At 72.9% G+C, this 19,514-nt stretch carries 17 protein-coding genes; 14 read left to right on the forward strand and 3 right to left on the reverse strand.

Features of this window, described 5'->3' with window-relative positions:
* Nucleotides 1-13 precede the first annotated feature (13 nt).
* Genes N3K63_RS13575 through N3K63_RS13585 form a run of 3 tightly spaced genes read left to right on the forward strand, consistent with a single transcriptional unit; the run spans nt 14 to nt 2,801 of the window.
* Nucleotides 14-373, forward strand: coding sequence for a PadR family transcriptional regulator (locus N3K63_RS13575; protein WP_261580727.1), 360 nt, complete (start codon nt 14-16; stop codon nt 371-373).
* Nucleotides 370-1,824 carry an HAAS signaling domain-containing protein gene (locus N3K63_RS13580; RefSeq protein ID WP_261580728.1) on the forward strand — a complete coding sequence of 485 codons (1,455 nt, stop codon included), beginning with the start codon at nt 370-372 and terminating at the stop codon, nt 1,822-1,824. The genes N3K63_RS13575 and N3K63_RS13580 overlap by 4 nt, the downstream gene beginning before the upstream one ends.
* Nucleotides 1,824-2,801, forward strand: coding sequence for a Gfo/Idh/MocA family protein (locus N3K63_RS13585; RefSeq protein WP_261580730.1), 978 nt, complete (start codon nt 1,824-1,826; stop codon nt 2,799-2,801). The genes N3K63_RS13580 and N3K63_RS13585 overlap by 1 nt, the downstream gene beginning before the upstream one ends.
* 651 nt (nt 2,802-3,452) lie before the next feature.
* On the opposite strand, the gene N3K63_RS13590 is transcribed toward N3K63_RS13585, so the two are convergent.
* From N3K63_RS13590 to N3K63_RS13600, 3 genes are read right to left on the reverse strand one after another with little or no spacing between them, the layout of a single operon-like run.
* A complete protein-coding gene (locus tag N3K63_RS13590; protein ID WP_261580731.1) occupies nt 3,453-5,114 on the reverse strand; it encodes an acyltransferase in 1,662 nt (553 codons plus the stop codon).
* Entirely contained in the window at nt 5,111-6,211 is a 1,101-nt protein-coding gene (locus tag N3K63_RS13595) for a substrate-binding domain-containing protein (protein WP_261580732.1), read from the reverse strand. The genes N3K63_RS13590 and N3K63_RS13595 overlap by 4 nt, the downstream gene beginning before the upstream one ends.
* Complete coding sequence (locus N3K63_RS13600) at nt 6,208-8,112, reverse strand: heparinase II/III-family protein (protein WP_261580734.1); 1,905 nt, start codon at nt 8,110-8,112, stop codon at nt 6,208-6,210. Before N3K63_RS13600 ends, N3K63_RS13595 begins: the two co-directional genes overlap by 4 nt.
* Before the next feature lie 170 nt (nt 8,113-8,282).
* Between N3K63_RS13600 and N3K63_RS13605 the strand changes: the two genes are divergently transcribed.
* The 11 genes from N3K63_RS13605 (at nt 8,283) to N3K63_RS13655 (ending at nt 19,488) form a co-directional block, all read left to right on the forward strand.
* A complete protein-coding gene (locus N3K63_RS13605; RefSeq protein WP_261580735.1) occupies nt 8,283-10,241 on the forward strand; it encodes a DUF2264 domain-containing protein in 1,959 nt (652 codons plus the stop codon).
* A 52-nt stretch (nt 10,242-10,293) separates the two neighbouring features.
* The gene (locus tag N3K63_RS13610) at nt 10,294-11,574 is read left to right on the forward strand and encodes an ABC transporter substrate-binding protein (protein WP_261580736.1); all 1,281 of its coding nucleotides are present in this window, start codon (nt 10,294-10,296) and stop codon (nt 11,572-11,574) included.
* 117 nt (nt 11,575-11,691) lie between these two features.
* Nucleotides 11,692-12,618: a carbohydrate ABC transporter permease gene (locus tag N3K63_RS13615; protein WP_261580737.1), complete on the forward strand. Its 927-nt coding sequence runs from the start codon at nt 11,692-11,694 to the stop codon at nt 12,616-12,618.
* Nucleotides 12,618-13,538 carry a carbohydrate ABC transporter permease gene (locus N3K63_RS13620; RefSeq protein ID WP_261580738.1) on the forward strand — a complete coding sequence of 307 codons (921 nt, stop codon included), beginning with the start codon at nt 12,618-12,620 and terminating at the stop codon, nt 13,536-13,538. Before N3K63_RS13615 ends, N3K63_RS13620 begins: the two co-directional genes overlap by 1 nt.
* Before the next feature lie 2 nt (nt 13,539-13,540).
* The gene (locus N3K63_RS13625) at nt 13,541-14,212 is read left to right on the forward strand and encodes a DUF624 domain-containing protein (protein WP_261580739.1); all 672 of its coding nucleotides are present in this window, start codon (nt 13,541-13,543) and stop codon (nt 14,210-14,212) included.
* 23 nt (nt 14,213-14,235) lie between these two features.
* Nucleotides 14,236-15,420 (forward strand): glycoside hydrolase family 88 protein, encoded by a 1,185-nt coding sequence (locus N3K63_RS13630; RefSeq protein WP_261580740.1) that lies wholly within the window; start codon nt 14,236-14,238, stop codon nt 15,418-15,420.
* Nucleotides 15,417-16,283: a fumarylacetoacetate hydrolase family protein gene (locus tag N3K63_RS13635; RefSeq protein ID WP_261580741.1), complete on the forward strand. Its 867-nt coding sequence runs from the start codon at nt 15,417-15,419 to the stop codon at nt 16,281-16,283. The genes N3K63_RS13630 and N3K63_RS13635 overlap by 4 nt, the downstream gene beginning before the upstream one ends.
* Nucleotides 16,280-17,044 carry a 2-dehydro-3-deoxy-D-gluconate 5-dehydrogenase KduD gene (kduD, locus tag N3K63_RS13640; protein WP_315943093.1) on the forward strand — a complete coding sequence of 255 codons (765 nt, stop codon included), beginning with the start codon at nt 16,280-16,282 and terminating at the stop codon, nt 17,042-17,044. The genes N3K63_RS13635 and kduD overlap by 4 nt, the downstream gene beginning before the upstream one ends.
* 82 nt (nt 17,045-17,126) lie before the next feature.
* Complete coding sequence (gene kduI / locus N3K63_RS13645; RefSeq protein WP_261580743.1) at nt 17,127-17,972, forward strand: 5-dehydro-4-deoxy-D-glucuronate isomerase; 846 nt, start codon at nt 17,127-17,129, stop codon at nt 17,970-17,972.
* Entirely contained in the window at nt 17,969-18,877 is a 909-nt protein-coding gene (locus tag N3K63_RS13650; protein ID WP_261580744.1) for a sugar kinase, read from the forward strand. Before kduI ends, N3K63_RS13650 begins: the two co-directional genes overlap by 4 nt.
* Nucleotides 18,874-19,488 carry a bifunctional 4-hydroxy-2-oxoglutarate aldolase/2-dehydro-3-deoxy-phosphogluconate aldolase gene (locus tag N3K63_RS13655; protein ID WP_261580745.1) on the forward strand — a complete coding sequence of 205 codons (615 nt, stop codon included), beginning with the start codon at nt 18,874-18,876 and terminating at the stop codon, nt 19,486-19,488. The genes N3K63_RS13650 and N3K63_RS13655 overlap by 4 nt, the downstream gene beginning before the upstream one ends.
* Nucleotides 19,489-19,514: the final 26 nt, after the last annotated feature.

Genomic DNA, 19,514 nt, shown 5'->3' on the forward strand with positions numbered 1-19,514 from the left:
TACCTTGTGATGCATGTATCCGGCGGATCGCGTGCAGACCAACCTCCGCAAGGGGGTGCTCGAGTGGTGCGCGCTCGCGGTGATGCGCGGCGGCGACGTCTACGGTCGTGACCTCGCCCGGCAGCTGACCGCCCTGGGGCTGCTCGCCAGCGAGGGGTCGCTGTATCCGCTGCTGTCGCGGCTGCGCGAGTCGGGGTGGGTGCAGACGCACTGGGTCGAGTCGGCCAGCGGTCCGCCGCGGCGCTACTACCGGCTCACCGATGCCGGCCGCGACGCGGTGGCAGGGTTCGAGCACACGTGGCGCGAGGTCTCGGCATCCGTCGACCAGGCCCTCGCCGGCGCGCCACGAGACGGGGAAGAGGCCCAGACATGACCGACGTCGACCAGGTGCTGCGCGACCCGCGGGTGCGCGCCTACCTCCTCGAGCTGCACCGCGAGGTCGCCGCCGTCGACCCCGACGCCGCCGACGCCGTGCTGCAGGGGGTCGCCGACCACGTGCGCGAGGCCGTCGCCGACGGCAGCGCGGTCGACGAGGTCATCGCCGATCTCGGCGATCCCGCGCTGATCGCCGCGGCCGTCGAGCCGCGACCGGCGCCGGCCGCCCCGCCGCACGGCCGGTTCGTCGACTCCGCGGCCGCGGTGGGCGTGGCCGTGCTGCTGCTGACCATCGGCACGTTCGTCTTCACCCTCGTCGGCTGGGCGGCCGCGATGATCCTGCTGTGGAGCACCACCCGGTGGACCCGGGCCGACAAGATCATCGGCACGGCGGTGTGGCCGGCGACCCTGCTGAGCGTGGCCGTCGCCCCCGCCCTCGGGGTGGTCGGCGCCGGGCACGCGCTCATCGTCGTGAGCCTGATCCTGCCGGTGATCGCCGGGATCTGGCTGCTCGTGCGCGGGCTGTCGGGCGCGCGCTCGGGGGTGGGGGCGCGGGTCGGCGTGGGGGTCGGCGCGGGGGGTGCGACGCGCGGCGGCGCGCGCGGCTGGATCGACGGGCGACCCGCGCTGGTGACCGTGATCGCCGCTCCCACCGTGGCCGTCGCCGCGTTCGGGCCGTGGGCGCTCAACGCCGCGCCGCGCTCCTTCTTTACCGGCATCCTCGCCGCGGCCATCGCCCTGACTGTCGGAGCCGTCGTGCAGTGGCGCTCGCGGGGGTGGTCGCGCACGGCATCCGTCGTCGGCACGCTGCTGAGCGTTGCGGTCGCGCTGACCCTGCTGGCCACCGTGCTCATCACGCCCGGCGGGTTCATCTGCTCGGTCGTCGCGACGGCGAGCTCGACGGCGTACGCGTGCGATCAGCCGTTCATCGGCATCGCGGCGCCGCCGGCGGCGCAGCTGCTCATCCAGGGGGTGATCCCGGCGCTGCTCGCCCACGCGGTCGTCGCCGCCGTCGCCTTCCGCGCGCCGGGCCGAGACGCGGCGCTGCGGATGCGGCGGCCGCAGGCGCTCGCAGTGGTGCTGCTCGTCGTGGTCGGGGCGCTCGGCTTCCCGCTGCTGCTCATGGCCCGCTTCGAGCCGGCGGGAGCCCTCTGGGCTCTCGGTGCGCTGGGGGCGCTCGCCCTCTGGGCGACGGGCATCGTGCTGCTGTGGCGCACCGCCGGGTGGACCGTCATCGACCGGGCCTTCGCCAGCGGCATCCTGCCCCTGCTCGTCGCGGTGCCCCTCACCACGCCGCTGGCCGTGGCCGGTGCCGGCGACAACCCGCTCCTGCCGGGCGGCACCCTCGAGCGGCCCGAGGCGACGCTCGCGTGGGGCGTGTTCGCAGCCGTCGAGGTGGTCGTCGCGGTCTGGCTGCTGGTGCGGTTCGAGCCCGATACGGTGGAGTGATGAGTGATGGAGCCCGCTGGGCGGTTCTCGGTCCCGGCGGCATCTCGGGTGATTTCGTCACCGCGCTGCCCTTCGCCCGCCTCGGCGCGCTGCACGCGGTCGGCAGCCGCGATGCCGGCCGTGCCCGCGCGTTCGCCGACGAGCACGGCGCGCCCGTCGCGGGCACGTACGACGAGATCCTCGCCCGCGACGACGTCGACGCCGTCTACATCGGCACCGTGCACACCACCCACGCCGAGCTCGCCCACGCCGCGCTCGATGCCGGCAAGGCGGTGCTCTGCGAGAAGCCGCTGACCACGAGCCCCGCCGACACGGATGCCGTGCTGCAGCACGCCGCCCGCGTCGGCCTCCCCGTCGTCGAGGCGTTCAAGTACCGGTTCGGGCCGTTCCCCGACCGCCTGCGCGCGCTGCTGGCGGAGGGCGCGATCGGCGAGGTGACCGAGATCGAAGCGAGCCTCGGCTTCCGCGCCGGAGAGCGCACCGGGCGCCTGTTCGACCCCGAGACCGCCGGTGGGGCGATCCTCGACGTCGGCTGCTACCCGATCTCCCTCGCCGTCGGCATCGCCGCCTGGGCCGGACGCTCCGGCGAAGCCCGGCTCGTCTCCGCCGACGGTGTCGTCGACCAGGTCGACGAACAGGCCGACGCGGTGCTCGACCTCGACGGCATCCGCGCGCGCGTGCGCTGCGCGATCACCGCCGACACGCCCCGCCGCGTCGTGATCCGCGGCACCGCCGGCGACCTCGAGATCCCGAACGTGTGGGGCAGCCGCACCGACTCGGCCGACGAGGCCCTGATCCGCCGCCCCGACGGCTCGACCGAGGCCGTCCGCACCGGCACCGTCAGCCCGATGGCCGCCGAAGCCGACGCCACGATCCGCGCGCTCCGCGACGGCCGCACCGAAGCCCCCGAGATCCCGTGGTCGCAGACCCGCACCATCGCCCGCCTCCTCGACGACTGGCGCGCCGCCCTGGGGTGAGGGTGCTGGTGCTGGTGCTGGTGCTGGGTCTCGGTGCCCGTTGTGCGCCGAGTGCACGAGGTAGAGCCGAGTGAACGGCATCCGCACGCGCTTCAGGTCGTGCATCGGGCAGTAAGCCGTGCACTCGGCGAAGGGCTCGGCGAAGGGCTCGGCGAAGGGCTCGGCGTGGGGCTCGGCGTGTTCGTGCCGTTTCGGATGCGGTGAGCTGTCGGCCCGGTCTGTGCCGCGCCCCGCATGCCGTCGCGCCCGCAACCCTGCTCGGCCCCGCCCCCGCCCCCCCCCGCGCCGACTGCACGAGGTAGCGCCGAGTGAACGGCATCCGCACCGATCAAAGGTCGTGCGCTGGGTGGTAAGCCGTGCAGTCGGCGAGGGGTGGGGCTCGGGGTGCGCGTGCCGCTCCACGTACTCTGAGCTGGCGGCCGGCCGCGGCCGCGCCGTCGGATGCCATCACCCTCCGGCCCCGACCGCCAGCCACCGGGCGCCGAGTGCACGAGGTAGCGCCGAGCGAACGGCATACGCGCGGGCTCGCGGCCGTGCGTTCGGCGGTAAGCCGTGCAGTCGGCGCAGGGGGGCGGAGCAGCCCGGGGCATACGGCACCGGGGCCCCCGACCCCGGACCCCAGCCCCCTCACCCCCAGACCCCAGCCCCACCTCAGGGGAGGGTGTCGGCGGGGGAGGGGCGGTGGACGCCGCGGGGGCGGTAGCCGAGGGCGGGGGCGTGGCCGAGCAGGTCGGCGAGGTACCAGATGATCGCCAGCCACATCTCGGTGCCCTGCAGCCCGGGATCGCCGCCGACGCGGAAGGCGAAGCCGGCGCCGTCGACCCAGCGGCGGAGCGCTCCGTCGAGGTGGGCGGTCGCCAGGGTGCGCACCTCGTCGGCGCGGTGGCCGGAGGCGCGGGTGAGCCAGAGCGGATGCGCGATGTCGAGCACGTTGCACGCGTCGAGCCGGTCGTCGGTGAACCACCGCGGGTCGCGGGCGTGCGCGAGCACCGTGTCGATCACGCGCTCCGGATGCGGCACCGGAAGGCCGAACTGGGCGAGCGTGCCGCGGCTGGCGCGATAGAACCCGTTGACCGGTTCGAGGTCGCCCTCTCCCGGCGCGGCCGAGCCCCACAGCCCCGTGCGCGGGTCGACGCGGGTGGCCAGCCACCCGACGAGCGCCTCGGGCACCCCGGCCGGCACGGCGTCGCCGCGGCGACGGGTCCACAGGAGCGCGGTGCCGACGGCATCCACCCAGTGCCCGGCGTTCCACGCGCCGCCGTCCCACGGCAGGGCGTCGAGGAAGGCGACGAGGCCACCGGGGTCGGCATCGGTGATGAGGGTCAGCGGCGCGCGGAACGCGGAGCCCAGCAGATCGAGCGCGTAGCCCACGCAGAGCACGTGATAGGCGGCGTCGCCGTCATCGGCCGGGAGCGCGGCGACGGCGCCGGCGGCGTCGAGACGGCCGACGCGGCCGGTGACCGGGTCTTGCCAGCCGCGCAGCAGGCCCACCGGATCGGGCAGCTGAGCGGGTGCGGCACCGCGCAGCAGGTCGGACAGCTCGATCGCGTCGCACTGGGCGCGCACGGTCGGGGCGGTGCCCGGTCGGTCGGCGAACAGGCCGGCATCCGGGTTCCACGCCCGCGCGAGCAGCCGGTCGGCATCGGCGCGCGCGGCGTCGCCGAACGCGCGCAGCCGGGCGACCAGATCGCCGCCCGCCCCCGCCCCGGCCCCCGTAGAGCCGACCGACCCACCCGGCAGACCGGATGCCGGGGGCACGCGCCACTTCAGCACGCGTGCGGGGGTGCCGCCGACGACCGCGCCGGCCGGAACGTCTTTCGTGACGACGGCGCCCGCGGCCAGCACCGCCTTCGCGCCGACGGTGATGCCGTCGAGCACGACCACGTGCGAGCCGATCCACACGTCGTCGCCGATGCGGATGCCCTTCGAGGTGAGCGGCTGCCGGCGCACCTCGATGTCGGGGTCGCTCATGGTGTGGTTGAAGCCGAGGATGGACGTGTGCGCCCCGATGCGCACGGCGTCGCCGATGGTCACGTCGCCGCGCACCACGGTGTAGGCGTTGACGCTCACATCGCGGCCGAGGGCGACCGTGCCGGTGAGGTAGGCGCCGGCGGCGAGGTAGGTGCGCGCGCCGAGGGAGAGCGCGTCGGCATCGACCGAGGCGAGGTCGGAGACGAAGCAGTCGTCGCCGAAACGCCAGTCGGGGTGGGCGGCCAGCAGCTGCCGCTGCGCCTCACGCTGGCGCTCGCGGGCGGCGTCGTCGGCGCGCGACCAGAAGTCCCACGGTGAGTGCTGGAACGGGTCGACGGTCATGTCGCCCGCGGGGCCGCGGTGCTCTCGCGCACGATGAGCCGCGGGCTCAGCAGCACGCGACGCAGCGCCCGGTCGGGGTGCGCGATGCGGCCGGCCAGCAGTTCGATCGCGGCGTGTCCCACGGTGGCCCGCGGCGGGCTCACCGCGGTGAGGGCGGGCGTGAACAGCTGGGCGACCTCGTCGTCGTAGGCGACGATCGACAGGTCGCGCGGCACTGAGATGCCCCGGTTCATCGCGAGGTCGACGACGGCCATCGCCTCGGGGTCGGAGTGCACCAGCAGGCCCGTGATGCCCGCCTCGAGCACCGAGTCCAGCGCCGCGTCGACGGATGCCGAGAAGTCGGCGCTCGACCGGTCGGGCAGGATGCGCTCGAGGTGGCGCACCGGGCTGAGCCCGAGGTCGGTGCAGGCGGCGTGCCAGCCCGCGGCGATCTTGCGGGAGGTGGGGGAGTTGCGCGAGAGGACGAGCCCGACGCGGCGGTGACCGAGTTCGGCGAGGTGGCGGGCGGCCAGCACGGCCCCCAGCGCGTGGTCGGTGGTGACCGATTCGACCGGCTCGGCCGAGGGCATCGCGACGGCGTCGCGTTCGACGAGCACGTAGGGCAGCCCCGAGTCGGCGAGCCACTGGATGACGTCCTGCGCGTGGGCGGTGTCGGTGTTGGGCGCGACGATCAGGCCGCTGAGCTGTTCGCTGGCCACGAGGCGCTCCAGCACCGGGCGTTCGTCCTGGAGCTCGTAGGAGGCACCGCGCAGCAGCACCTTGAACCCGCGGTCGCGGGCCTCGGCCTCCATGCCCCGGATGACACCGGGCCAGTAGTAGTTCAGCGACGGCACGAGCACCGCGATGGCGCCGTCGGCCGCCGGCACCGCGGTTGCGGTCGGCGCGACGCCGCCTTCGGGGGGCACGGCGCCGCCGTGCACGCGCACGAGCAGACCCTCGCGCTCCATCTGCGCCAGGTCGCGCCGCAGCGTCACGGGGGTGACGTCGAGCTCGTCGATGAGCTGCGCGATGCGCACCACGCCGTCGCGGGCGAGCGCCGTCAGCACGTGGGCACGGCGCTCCGCGCCCAGCAGGGCGGGGGAGTTCTGGTCGGTCATTCGTCGTCCTCGGCGATCACTTCGTCTCTTTCTACCGTCAGGTCGAACCGACCGCCTGCAGTGACATCGATCCGGATGCGGGTGAGGTGGGTTCCCCATACCGCGGTGAGCATCGGGTCCTCGAGCGCGCGCACCTCGGTGCGGGCGGCGAGGCCGGGCGTCCAGTGCAGGCGCACCGGGGTGGCGCCGGCGAGCGGGCGGATGCGCGCGCCGCCCTGCAGGAGCTCCACGTCGCCGGCGACGATGAGGTGCTCGGTGACCGGCGCCGCCTCGCCCTCCGGCCACACGTCGGTGATCGACACGCGACGGGCGGCGCGGTCGAGGCGGGCCGTGCGCACGAGGCGGGTGCCCTCGGCCAGGCCGTAGGCGCCGGCGATGTCGAGCGACAGGGCCGCCTCGTCGGGGCGGGCGGTCACAGCGCGCGCCCCGAACCGGTGCCCCGGGTTCTGCGCGGTGCCGGCGACCCGCGGCACGTTGTGCCAGTCGCTCTGCATGGTCCAGATGTCGTAGCGGTGCGGCCCGAAGGTCTGCTTCGTGTAGGTGGGGCGGCCGGCGTCGACGAGCACCGGCACCCCGTCGCTGGCGACCACAAACGAGCCGACGTCGTTGTGGTTGTGGTTCTCGCCGTTGTGGCCGCCCTTGATCGCGAGGGTGAGGCCGGCGGCGGTGCCCGCGCGCTCGCGCGCCAGCAGCACCTGCACCGACGGCAGCCACACGGTGTCGGGCAACGGCTCGCCCGCCGGCTCGGCGGCGAGCCACTGCGGGTCGCTCATCGCGCGCAGCAGTCGCCCGGCTCCGGAGTGCTCGCTGGCCACGGGCTGCCCGGGGCGGCGCTGCGCGGCGGCGTGATCGCGCGCCTGCTCGTCGCCGGCGCGCACGGCCGCCCGGTGGAGCGCGTGCCAGATCTTCGGCTCGACGGGCCGGGCCTGCCCGTCGGCGAGGTTGAGGTACCACCCGTCGCCGAGGGCCATGCGGTGGGGGAAGGCGACGGTCGCCCGCAGGGCCGGCACGGCCGCGGCCGGCTGCACGCGGTCGCCGGTGGCGTGACCGAGCACGTCGAGGGCCTCCAGGGCGCGGCATGCCCCGTTCCACCAGTACTCGTAGCCCTCGTCGATGGCGCCGTCGTCGGGAAGAGCGGCCACGTAGCGGTCGAGTCCTTCGACGGCCAGGGCCACGACCTGCTCACGCTCGGCCCGCTCGTCGGGGGCGTCGAGCAGGCGCAGTGCGGCGACCAGCACGTTGCCGTGGATCCAGGGGTTCCAGTTGTGGGGGGTTTCGTCCCGGCCGATCCAGTGCCAGTCGCGGCGTGCGAGGAACGGGGCGAACACGCGCGTGCGCGCCTCGACGCGGATGCGGGCGCGCAGCCCCGGGTAGCGCTCGTCGAGTGCGTCGCCCAGCAGCTGGTCGATCCAGGCGAGCTGGGCGACCGCTTCGCCGGCGCCGAGGTCGACGAAGGGGTCGGTGGTGGTGGCCAGCACCGCGCCGTGGCGTTCGGCGGTGTCGTCATGGGCGGGCCAGCACCACGACGACTGCTCGCACAGCAGCACGATGCCGTCGGCGACCTCGTCGAGCCATTCCGGCGCCGCGGTGATCGCGGCCATCGCCGCGGCCCGGGTGAGGCGGCGCTGACGCTCGAAGGCGGGACGCTCCCAGACCTCGCGGTCGCCGTCGCGGTGCACGCGGGCGGCCTGACTGGCCAGCGGCTGCGGCCACGGTGTGCCGCGCTCGCCGTCCGCCACCAGCGTCAGCGCGGCCACGGTGGCCGGGTCGGCCGCCGCCCACACCGAGCGATCGGATGCCGGAGTGAGGGGCAGCGCATCCGAGGGGGCGGACAGCAGCTCGAGCCACCCGGCGGGCAGCGCCGCCGCGAGCGGACCGCGGAACGCGGGGGTGCCGTCCATGGCATCCTTTCTCGTCGTCGAGACATGCTCCGAGCGGAGACCTCGTCTCCTAACCGATCATAAACGATCAGATAAACTCAAACAACCACTTGTGATGTGCGAAACAGATTGCTAATCTCCTGAAGTGTTCGAGCGCGTGCTCGAGCTGACAGACCTTCAAAGGAGAAGTCGTGGTCCACCCGCAGCCCGCATCGGCGCCGAGTCGCACGCTCGCCCATGACTGGACGCGCGACCAGTGGCTCGCCCACGCCGACCGCCTGCTGGCGGGTGCGCGTCGCTGGGCGTCCGACGACTTCGCCCGCATCACCCCGCCCGGCGACGCCGGCGGCTACGGCACCGCCGTCGACGGCCTCGAGGGCTTCGCGCGCACGTTCCTGCTCGCCGGCTTCCGCATCACGGGGGCCCGCGGCGAGGGGGTCGACCAGCTGATCGCCGACTACTCCCGCGGCATCGCCGCCGGCGTCGACCCGACGAACCCCAACCGCTGGGTGCGGCTCGACGAGCACGCGCAGGCCAAGGTCGAGGCCGCCTCGATCGCCCTCATCCTCGACATGACGCGCCCCTGGATCTGGGACGCACTCGACGAGCTCACCCGGCAGCGGGTCATCGACTACTTCGCCCCCGTCGTCGGCGACGACACCTACCCGCAGACCAACTGGGTCTGGTTCCGCCTCGTGGTGCAGACCTTCCTGCGCTCGGTGGGCGGGCCCTGGTCGGCCGCCGACATCGCCGCCGACCTCGCCCGTCACGACTCGTTCGTGCGCGGCGACGGCTGGCTCTCCGACGGCGACGAGCGCTCGTACGACCACTACGTCGGCTGGGCCCTGCACGTCTACCCGGTGCTCTGGTCGCGGATGCAGGGGGCCGCAGACCTGGCGGGCGGCCGCACCCCGCGCGATGTGGCCGCCCTCGACCGCTTCCTCGACGACGCGCTCGCCCTGGTCGGCGGCGACGGATCGCCGCTCATCCAGGGGCGCAGCCTCGTCTACCGCTTCGCCGCGGCCGCGCCGTTCTGGCTCGGCGTGTTCGCCGAGGTGCCCTCGGTGCCGCTCGGAAGCCTGCGCGCGGCGGCATCGGCGATCGTCTCCCACTTCGCCGAGCGCGGAGCCCCCGACGACGACGACCTGCTCACCCTCGGCTGGTTCGGCCCATGGCGCCGCCTCGCACAGAACTACTCGGGCCCGGGCTCGCCCTACTGGGCGGTCAAGGGGATGCTCGGCATCGCCCTGCCCGCCGACCACCCGGTGTGGTCGGCCCCAGCCGAGCCGCTGCCGGTGCAGCGCCACGACGATCTGCGCATCGTGGCGCCCGCGGGCTGGGTCGTCTCGGGCACCGTCGCCGACGGCATCGTCCGCGTCGTCAATCACGGCACCGACCACGCCGTCGCCGGCTCGCTCGTGGGCGACTCCCCGCTCTATGCGCGCATCGGCTACGCCACCGCCGCCGCGCCCCTCCTCAACGGCGACGCGTGGGTCGAGCCGCTCGAGCAGTCGGTCGCCCTCGTCGACGCGGCCGGGCGCGCCTCCCACCGCGCCGCCATGGAGCTGATCGACGTGCGCATCGACGGCGAGGTGGGCATCGCCGCCTCCACCGCCCGTGCCCACTGGATCGACCCCGCCGCGGTGCAGGTGCGTCACGGCTCGGGCATCACCGGCGAGGTCACCCCCGCGGGCGATCTCACCGTGTGGTCGCTCGTGCGCGGCGCGTGGGAGGTGCGCATCGCCGAGGTGGACGCCCTCGCCGCAGGCGCGGCGCCGACCTCCCTGCGCATCGGCGGCTGGGCGCTCAGCGCGGCCGAGGTCGACGGGGAGCAGACGGCGGATGCCGCGACGGCGCGCACCGGCGAGATCACCGCGACGGTGCACGCGCTCACCCCCGGCGCCACGCTCTCGCTGGTCTCGCGCACCCAGGCCAGCCCGCTCGGTGCGGCCTCGCTCGTGCCGGTCGCCGAGTATCCGGTCGTCGTGGGCCGCGCCGTCGTCACCGCGATCGCGCTCACCGGCACCACCCCGACCGCCGCACCCGTCGTCGCGCTCGAGGGCGCCGACGTCACCATCACCTGGCCCGACGGCATCCGCACCGTCACGCGCCGCACAGACCCCCGGCCCGCCATGGGGGCGGACCGGTAGCCGAGGGCCCACTGCAGGGACCGACAGCAATCGCAAAGGAGCACCCAGTCACATGAACCGCAAGATCGCAGCAGCCGGCGGCCTGGCCGTCGTCGCCTCTCTCGCGCTCGCCGCGTGCAGCGGCGGCGGCACCTCCGAGCCCGCCGCCTCGTCGGGCCCCGTCACCCTCAGCCTCTCGGGCTGGAGCCTGTCGACGACCCCCGAGTTCCAGGTGCTCGCCGACGCGTTCCACGAGAAGAACCCCGACGTCACCGTCGAGCTCAAGGAGTACGACGCCGCCGAGTACAACACCCTGCTGACCGCCGACCTCGCCGCCGGCGTCGGCCCCGACATCATCACGCAGAAGGAGGTCAAGTTCGTCACGACCTTCCAGGAGGGCGGCCAGCTGCTCGACGTCTCCGACGTGACGCTGCCCGACGGCATCGGCGGGGCCTCCTCGTACGAGGTCGACGGCACCGCCTACGGTGTGCCCTACCGCCAGGACCGCTGGGTGCTCTTCTACAACAAGGCGCTCTTCGACGCCGCGGGCGTGGACTACCCCGACGGCTCGTGGACCTGGGAGGACTACGACAAGGCCGCCACCGAGATCGCCGCCGGCGGTTCGGTGAAGGGCGCCTACCAGCACCGCTGGCAGTCGACCGTGCAGGGCTTCGCCAACGCGCAGGAGGATGCCGACATCCTCGAGGGCGACTACGGCTACCTCGCCGACTTCTACAACCGCGTGCTCGCGCTGCAGGACGACGGCGCCCAGATCGACTTCAACACCTCCAGCGCCAACCAGCTCACCTACCAGGGCGAGTTCGGAAAGCAGAAGGCGGCGATGATGCCGATGGGCACCTGGTACGTCGCCACGCTCATCTCGCAGCAGGCATCCGGCGAGGCCGACGACTTCGAGTGGGGCATCGCGCCGATCCCGCAACTCGACAGCTCGACCACCGGCACCGACAACACCCCGGTGACCTTCGGCGACCCGACCGGTCTGTCGATCAACGCGAACATCGACGAGGCCAAGGTGCAGGCGGCCAAGGACTTCCTCGCCTTCGCCGCCAGCGCCGAGGGTGCCGCCGCGCTCGCCGCGATCGGCATCACGCCGGCCTACGCCGACGACGAGACCACCGAGGCCTACTTCGCCGTCGAGGGCTCGCCCTCGGACGATCTGTCGAAGTTCGCCTGGTCGACCGCCGAGGTGCACCCGGAGAACCCGACGTCGAACAAGACGGCGACCATCCAGGGCATCCTCAACGACCTGCACACCGCGGTCCTGTCGGGCTCGACCCCGGTCGACAAGGCGATCAGCGACGCCGAGGCCCGCGTGGCCAGCGAGGTCGGCTGACCTCCGATCGGCTGACGCCGACACCTGCGGCCGGCGCGGCGCGCCCGCGCCGGCCGCACCCCGGACACCCGTCCGCCGACTTTCCGTCCCCTGACTTTCCGTCCCCTGGGAGACCCCATGACCACCGCCGCCCCCGAGGTTCGCGCCGCCGATCCCGTGAAGCGCCGCCGATCGAAGCTGGCACTGCGCAACACGCTGCTGGGCTGGAGCTTCATCCTGCCGAACTTCCTCGGCTTCGCGATCCTCACCCTCGTCCCCGTCGTGACGCTGTTCTACATGTCGCTCACGAACTGGAACGTGTTCGGCAAGGCCGATTTCATCGGACTCGCCAACTTCCAGCGCCTCCTGGGCGACGGGAGCTTCCAGGTCTCGTTCTGGAACACGATCTACTACGCCGCGCTGCACATCCCGCTGACGATCGTCGCCTCGCTCGGTCTGGCACTGCTGCTGAACAACAAGCTGCGCGGCGTGGCCTTCTTCCGCACCGCCGCATTCTTCCCCTACATCACCTCGATCGTCGCGATCGCGGTGGTGTGGAACCTGCTGTTCAGCCCCGACTACGGACCGATCAACCAGATCCTCCGCGCCATCGGCCTCGAGAACCCTCCCGGGTGGCTGACCTCCAACGAGTGGGCGATGCCCGCGGTGGTCATCGTCAGCACGTGGCGCGACATGGGCTACTACATGATCCTCTTCCTCGCCGGCCTGCAGACGGTGCCGCGTGAGCTCTACGAGGCCGCCCGCGTCGACGGCGCCAACGCCTGGCAGCGCTTCCGCAACGTCACCATCCCGTGCCTGCGCCCGACCATGTTCTTCGTGACCGTGATGCTCACGATCAACTCGTTCAAGATCTTCGATCTGATCCTGGTCATGACCGACGGCGGCCCCGGCCAGTCGACGCTCGTGATCTCGCAGTTCATCTACCGCAAGGGCTTCGAAGAGAGCCAGTTCGGCTACGCGTCGGCCGCCGCCGTCGCCCTCTTCTTCCTGTGCATCGTCGTGACCATCATCCAGTTCTTCTGGAACAAGCGGAGGAGCTCCTGATGACCGATCTGCTCGTTCCCGCCGACGACCGTCGGGCGCTGCGGCACCTGGCCGAAGAGCCGTCGCCGCGTCGCCGCCGCGCCGAGAGCACGACGCCGCTGCGCCGTGTCGGCCGCATCGTCGGCTACATCGCCCTCATCGCGGCCGCCGCCGGCCTGCTGATGCCGTTCTTCTGGATGCTCATGAGCTCGCTCAAGTCGTCCAACGAGGTCTTCTCGGTGCCGATCCAGTGGTTCCCCGAGGTCTTCATCTGGCAGAACTACATCGACATCTGGTCGCAGTCGAACATGCTCGTGTGGATCCGCAACACGCTGTTCCTGGCGGTCGTGGTCACCTTCCTGCAGGTGCTCACCGGCTCGTTCGCCGCCTACGGCTTCGCCCGCATCCGCTTCCCCGGTCGCGACGTGCTGTTCCTGGCCTACATCGGCACGATCGCCGTGCCGTGGCAGTCGTACATGATCCCGCAGTTCATCCTGCTGTCCAACGCGAAGGTGTCCAACACCCTCTGGGCGATCATCCTCATCCAGGCCTTCGGCGCCTTCGGCGTCTTCCTCATGAAGCAGTACTACGAGACGATCCCCGAAGAGCTCTCCGAGGCGGCGCGCCTGGACGGCCTGAGCGAGTACGGCATCTGGCGCCGCATCATGGTGCCCCTGTCGATCCCCGCCATCGCGAGCCTCACGCTGCTGACCTTCGTCAACACCTGGAACGACTACCTCGGGCCGCTCATCTACCTGCGCAACCCCGACCTGTGGACGATCCAGCTGGGCCTCAAGAGCTTCGTGAGCAACCTCTACGACACCAACTACGCGCTGCTGTTCGCGGGCCTGACCATCTCGGTGGTGCCGATCGCGATCATCTTCCTGCTCGGCCAGAAGTACTTCGTCGAGGGCATCGCCACCAGCGGGATGAAGGGCTGATCGTGAAGCGCGTCACCCACTCGACCTGGGCGAGCATCCTCGGGGTGCTCTACCTGGGCCTGATGGTCAACATGCTGGTGGCGGCGGCCTCGCTGCCGCTGGTGGTGCTGCTGCTGACGACCGACCCGATGGTGTCGTGGCCGCTGCTGGCGGTGGCCGCCCCCGTCGCCGGTCCCGCCTTCGCCGCCGCGTTCGCGACATTCCGGGCCCACGCCGACGGCGAGCCGTCGGTCATCGGCACCTACGTCGCGGCGTGGAAGCGCGTGTTCGTGAAGGCCCTGGCGATCGCCGCCGCGGCGACCGCCGTGCTCGTGGTGCTGCTGGTCGACGTGCGGATGCTGTCCGACACGGCGCTGTCGGTGGTCATCGTCCCGGTGCTGCTGGTGCTGTCGGTGGCCACGGTCGCCACGGCCCTGGTGGCCCTGGTGGCGCTGTCCGAGGTGCCGGGGGCGCGGCTGCGCGAGATCCTGCGGGCGAGCCTGTACCTGGCGGTGCGCCGCTGGGTCTTCACCCTCGTCTCGCTCGTGGTGATCGCGATGCAGGTCGCCCTGTTCACGCAGACGCCCGCCTTCGCCCTCGGCCTGACCGCCGCCCCCGCCCTCTACGTGGCCTGGGCCAACGCGCGCTACATCCTCCGCCCGGTGCTCGGCACGCCCGAGATCGCCACGGCCTGAACTCCCCGTAAGGAACCCCCACGATGACCTCGACCCAGCCCTCCGGGGCGACGACCGAGACCCGCGTCGACGGCGCGATCGCCGACGTGCTCACCACCCTGCGTCGCAACATCGCCGCTTTCGGTGTGACCTACCCCGACGACACCACCGCCGGCGACCGCTACCCGCTGCGCCCCGCCGCCGGACCCTTCGCTGAGGGCGCGAACCGCGGCTGGACGACGAGCTTCTGGGCCGGGATGACCTGGATCGCGTGGGAGCTCACCGGCGACGAGTACTTCCGCGACGCGGGGCTGGCCTACGCGGCCGACTTCGCCCGCCGGGTGCGCGACGAGGAAGACCTCGACACCCACGACCTCGGGTTCCTCTACACGCTCGCCAGCGTCGCCCCCGCGCGCCTGCTGGGCGACGACGACGCCCGGGCGGCCGCGCTGGATGCCGCCGACCACCTCATGCGGCGCTTCCTCGAGCCGGCCGGCATCGTGCAGGCGTGGGGAGATCTGTCCGACCCCGAGCAGCGCGGCCGCACCATCATCGACAGCCTCATGAACATGCCGCTGCTCACATGGGCGGGCGAGCAGACCCGTCAGGAGCGCTTCGCCGACGCGGTACGCCGGCACACGACGCAGCTGCGCACCCACATCCTGCGCGACGACGACACCACCTTCCACACCTTCTTCTGGGATGCCGAGACCGGCGAGGCCCTGCGCGGGTCGACCGCCCAGGGCGCGTTCGACGACTCGTGCTGGGCGCGCGGGCAGGCGTGGGGCATCTACGGGTTCGCGATGAACCACCGGGCCACCGGCGATCCCGAGCTGCTCACGGCCGCGCGCCGCTGCGCCGACCGCTTCCTCTCGCTCCTGCCCGCCGACCGGGTGCCCTACTGGGACATGGTCTACACCGACGGCAGCGACGAGCCGCGCGACAGCTCGTCGGGCGCGATCGCGGTGTGCGGTCTGCTCGAGCTCGCCGAGGTCGAGTCCGACCCCGCCCGCGCCGCCGCCGCGCGCACCGCCGCGCACGAGATCCTCGCGTCGCTGATAGCGCACTACACCCCGACGACGCCGGGCGCCTCCGACGCCGTCATCCTGCACTCGGTCTACGACTACCCGAAGTCCATCGGCGTCGACGAGGGCACCCTGTGGGGCGACTACTTCTACCTCGAGGCGCTCATGCGCGTCGCCCGCCCCGACTGGAAGCGCTACTGGTGAGGCTCGTCACCGTCCGCACCGCCGCCGGGCCGCGCGCGGGCGTCGTCGACGAGGTCGACGGCACCCCGCGGGTCGCCCTGCTCGACGCCGGCGACCGGGTCGTCGACATCCTCGCCGACCCCGCCGCGCGCGCCCGAGCCGACACGGCGCGCGTCACCGCGGGCGATCCCGCGCTGGCAGACCTCGACCTCGACGCGCCGGTGCGCCCGGGCAAGCTGCTGTGCCTCGGCTACAACTACCGCGGCCACGTGCCCGACGGCGTCGACCCCACCGCCGACGACCCCGCCTCGCCCGACGTGTTCGTGAAGACCCCCAACACCGTCGGCGGGCCCGGCGACCCGGTCGTCGTGCCGGCCGTGGCCGACGACGTCGACTACGAGGGCGAGCTCGCCGTGGTCATCGGTCGCCGCGCCCACGCGGTGCCCCTCGCCGACGCGCTCGACCACGTCGGCGGCTACACCGTGCTCAACGACGTGTCCGACCGCTCGTGGCAGCGCAAGCAGAGCCAGTGGGCGCTGGGCAAGTGCTTCGACGGCTTCGCCCCGCTGGGGCCGTGGGTGATCACCGCCGACGCGGCCCCCGACCCGCAGGACGTTCTCGTCGAGGTCGTGCGCGACGGGGTGGTCACCGCCTCGCAGTCGACGGCGACGACCATCTTCAGCGTCGCGTTCGTGGTGCACCACCTCAGCCAGGTGATGACCCTCGAGCCGGGCGATGTCATCTCCACCGGCACTCCGCAGAAGCTGCCCGCCGCCCAGGACGCGCACCGTCCCCTCGCCCCCGGCGACGCCGTCACGGTGCGCATCTCGGGCATCGGCGAATTGACCACGACCTTCATCGCCCCTCAGGAGGCCTCCGCATGATCCTCGACACCTTCCGCCTCGACGGCCGTGTGGCCGTGGTGACCGGCTCCAGCCGCGGCCTCGGCCAGGGCGCCGCCCTGGCGCTGGCCGAAGCCGGCGCCGACCTCGTGCTGATCGACCGTGGCGACGCGTCGGAGACCGCCGACCTCATCCGCGCCACCGGGCGCCGGGTGCACACCCTCTCGCGCGACTTCGCCGAGGCTGACCACGCCGCCCTCGCCGGTGCGATCGATGAGGCCGTCGCCGCCTTCGGCCGTCTCGACATCCTCGTCAACAACGCCGGCACCATCCGCCGCGCCCCGGCGGCAGAGCATCCGGTCGCCGACTGGGAAGAGGTGCTCGCCGTCAACCTCGACTCGGTGTTCCACCTCTCGCAGGCCGCCGGGCGCCACATGCTCGCGCAGGGCTCGGGCCGCATCATCAACGTGGCCTCGATGCTCTCGTTCCAGGGGGGCATCCTCGTGCCCGGCTACACCGCCTCCAAGCACGCCGTCGCCGGCCTCACCAAGGCGTTCGCCAACGAGTGGGCGGCGTCGGGCGTCACCGTCAACGCGGTCGCCCCCGGCTACATGGCCACCGACAACACCGCGCCGCTGCGGGCCGACTCCGACCGGTCGGCGTCGATCCTCTCCCGCATCCCCGCCGGACGCTGGGGCACCCCCGCCGACCTGCAGGGCGCCTTCGTCTTCCTCGCCTCGGATGCCGCCGCCTACGTCACCGGGACGATCCTCCCGGTCGACGGCGGATGGCTCATCCGCTGACCTCACCGACCCGCACGACACCGCACGACACCGCACGACACCGCACGACACCGCACGACACGCACGACACGCAAGGAGCATCATGAGCAGCGCATCCATCCCGCAGCGTTACGCCACCAACCCCGCGCAGATCCCCGGCATGACCACCGCCGAGCTGCGCGAGACCTACCTGATCGACGACGTCTTCGCGCCGGGCGAGATCCGCCTCACCTACACCCACCACGACCGGGTCGTGCTCGGCGGCGCCGTGCCCGCCGGCGAGATCCTGCACCTCGGCGGCTACCCCGAGATCCGCAGCGACTACTTCCTCGAGCACCGCGAGCTCGGAGTGATCAACGTCGGCGGCACCGGCATCGTCGCCGCCGACGGTGAGAGCCACGAGCTCGAGAAGGGCGCGTGCCTCTATCTCGGTCGCGGCGTCGAGAGCGTGTCGTTCGCGGATGCCGAGGGCTCGGCCGGCGCGCAGTTCTACCTGTTCTCGGCTCCCGCCCACACCGACTACCCCACCCAGCTCGTGCGCCCGGGCGAGGGCACGGTGCGCGAGCTCGGCGACCAGCTCACGAGCAACCGCCGCACCCTCAACCAGTACATCCACGAGAACGGTGTCAAGAGCTGCCAGATCGTCATGGGCGTCACCCAGCTGCACCCCGGCTCGATGTGGAACACGATGCCGGCGCACACCCACGACCGTCGCACGGAGTGCTACCTCTACTTCGACGTGCCCGCCGACGCGCGGGTCGTGCACCTCATGGGTGAGCGCGAGGAGACCCGCCACCTCATCGTGGCCGACCGTCAGGCGATCATCTCGCCGAGCTGGTCGCTGCACTCGGGTGTGGGGACTGCGGCATACTCGTTCGTGTGGGCCATGGCGGGCGAGAACCAGACGTTCGACGACATGGATCCGGCACCCATCACCGACCTCGCGTGACCGGCATCCTGCTCGCCGCCGGCGAGACGATGGCGATGATCACGCCGCTGACGGCCGCCCCCGTCGACACCGCCGACGTGTTCCGGGTCGACGCCGGCGGGGCGGAGTCCAACGTGGCCGGCCACGTGGCCGCCCTCGGTCATCCGGCCCGCTGGTTCAGCCGGCTCGGCGACGACGCGCTCGGCCGCCGCGTGGCCGGGCAGCTGGCCGCCCGCGGCATCGACATCGGTGCGGTGGTCGTCGACCCCGCCCACCGCACCGGCCTGTACGTGAAAGACCCGGGCCGCGGCGTGCACTACTACCGCGACGGGTCGGCGGCATCGCACCTCGATGCCGGTGATGCCGACGCCGTCGACCTGGAAGGCGTCGCCGTCGTGCACGTCTCCGGCATCACCGCCGCGCTGGGCGGCACCGCGCCCGTCTTCCTCGACCGGCTCATCGAGCGCGCCCGCGCGGCGGGCATCCCGGTGAGCTTCGACGTCAACCACCGCGCGGCACTGTGGTCGGCCGAGGCCGCCGCACCGGTGCTCCTGGGCCTCGCGCGCCGCGCCGACATCGTCTTCGTCGGACGCGACGAGGCCGAGACCCTGTGGGGCATCGCCACCGCCGCCGACGTGCGCAGCATGCTGCCGGCGGTGCCCGAGCTGGTCGTCAAAGACGGCGAGATCGGCGCGACCGTGTACGAGGCGGCGGGCGAGACGTTCGTGGCATCCGCCGTCGTCGAGGTCGTCGAGCCGGTGGGAGCCGGCGACGCGTTCGCAGGCGGCTACCTGGCCGCGCGCCTGTCGGGCGCCCCCGCCGAAGACCGCCTGGCCGCCGGGCACGCCCGCGCCGCCCTCACCCTGCAGACCACCGGCGATGTGCCCGACCTCATCGCCGACACCGAAAGCGAGATGCTCCCGTGACCGATACCGCGCCGTTCTTCGAGCAGACCTTCGCGGGATCGCCGCTGATGGCGATCCTCCGCTCGGCGGGCGTCGAGCGCGCCGCGCGCGTGGCGACCACCGCGTGGGACCTGGGCCTGGACTCGGTCGAGGTCACCCTGCAGTCGCCCGCCGACGTCGACGCCCTCCGCGAGGTGGTGCGGCTGGGCCGCGACCGCGGCGCCGTGGTGGGCGCCGGCACGATCATCGCCCCCGAGCAGGTGGCCGTCGCCGCCGAGGCCGGTGCCGGATACCTCGTCTCGCCGGGGCTCGACCCCGACGTCGTGCGGGCGGCCCAGGCCGCCGGCATCCCGATCCTGCCCGGGGTCGCGACCCCCTCCGAGGTGCAGCAGGCCGTGGCCCTCGGCCTCACCTGGCTCAAGGCCTTCCCCGCCCAATGGCTCGGCGCCGACTGGTTCCGCCACATCCGCGGACCGTTCCCCCAGGCGCGCTTCATCGCGACCGGCGGCATGGATGCCGGCAACGCCGGCGCCTTCCTCGACGCCGGGGTGCGGGTGGTCGCCGTCGGCTCAGCCCTCGAAGACGAGACCCAGCTCGAGCAGCTCGCCGCCCTCCTCGCCGCCCGCCGCTGAGGCGGTGGGTGCTGGGGGTCGGTGCT

This window comes from Microbacterium festucae (genome assembly GCF_025421715.1).
Classification (GTDB): Bacteria; Actinomycetota; Actinomycetes; order Actinomycetales; family Microbacteriaceae; genus Microbacterium; species Microbacterium festucae.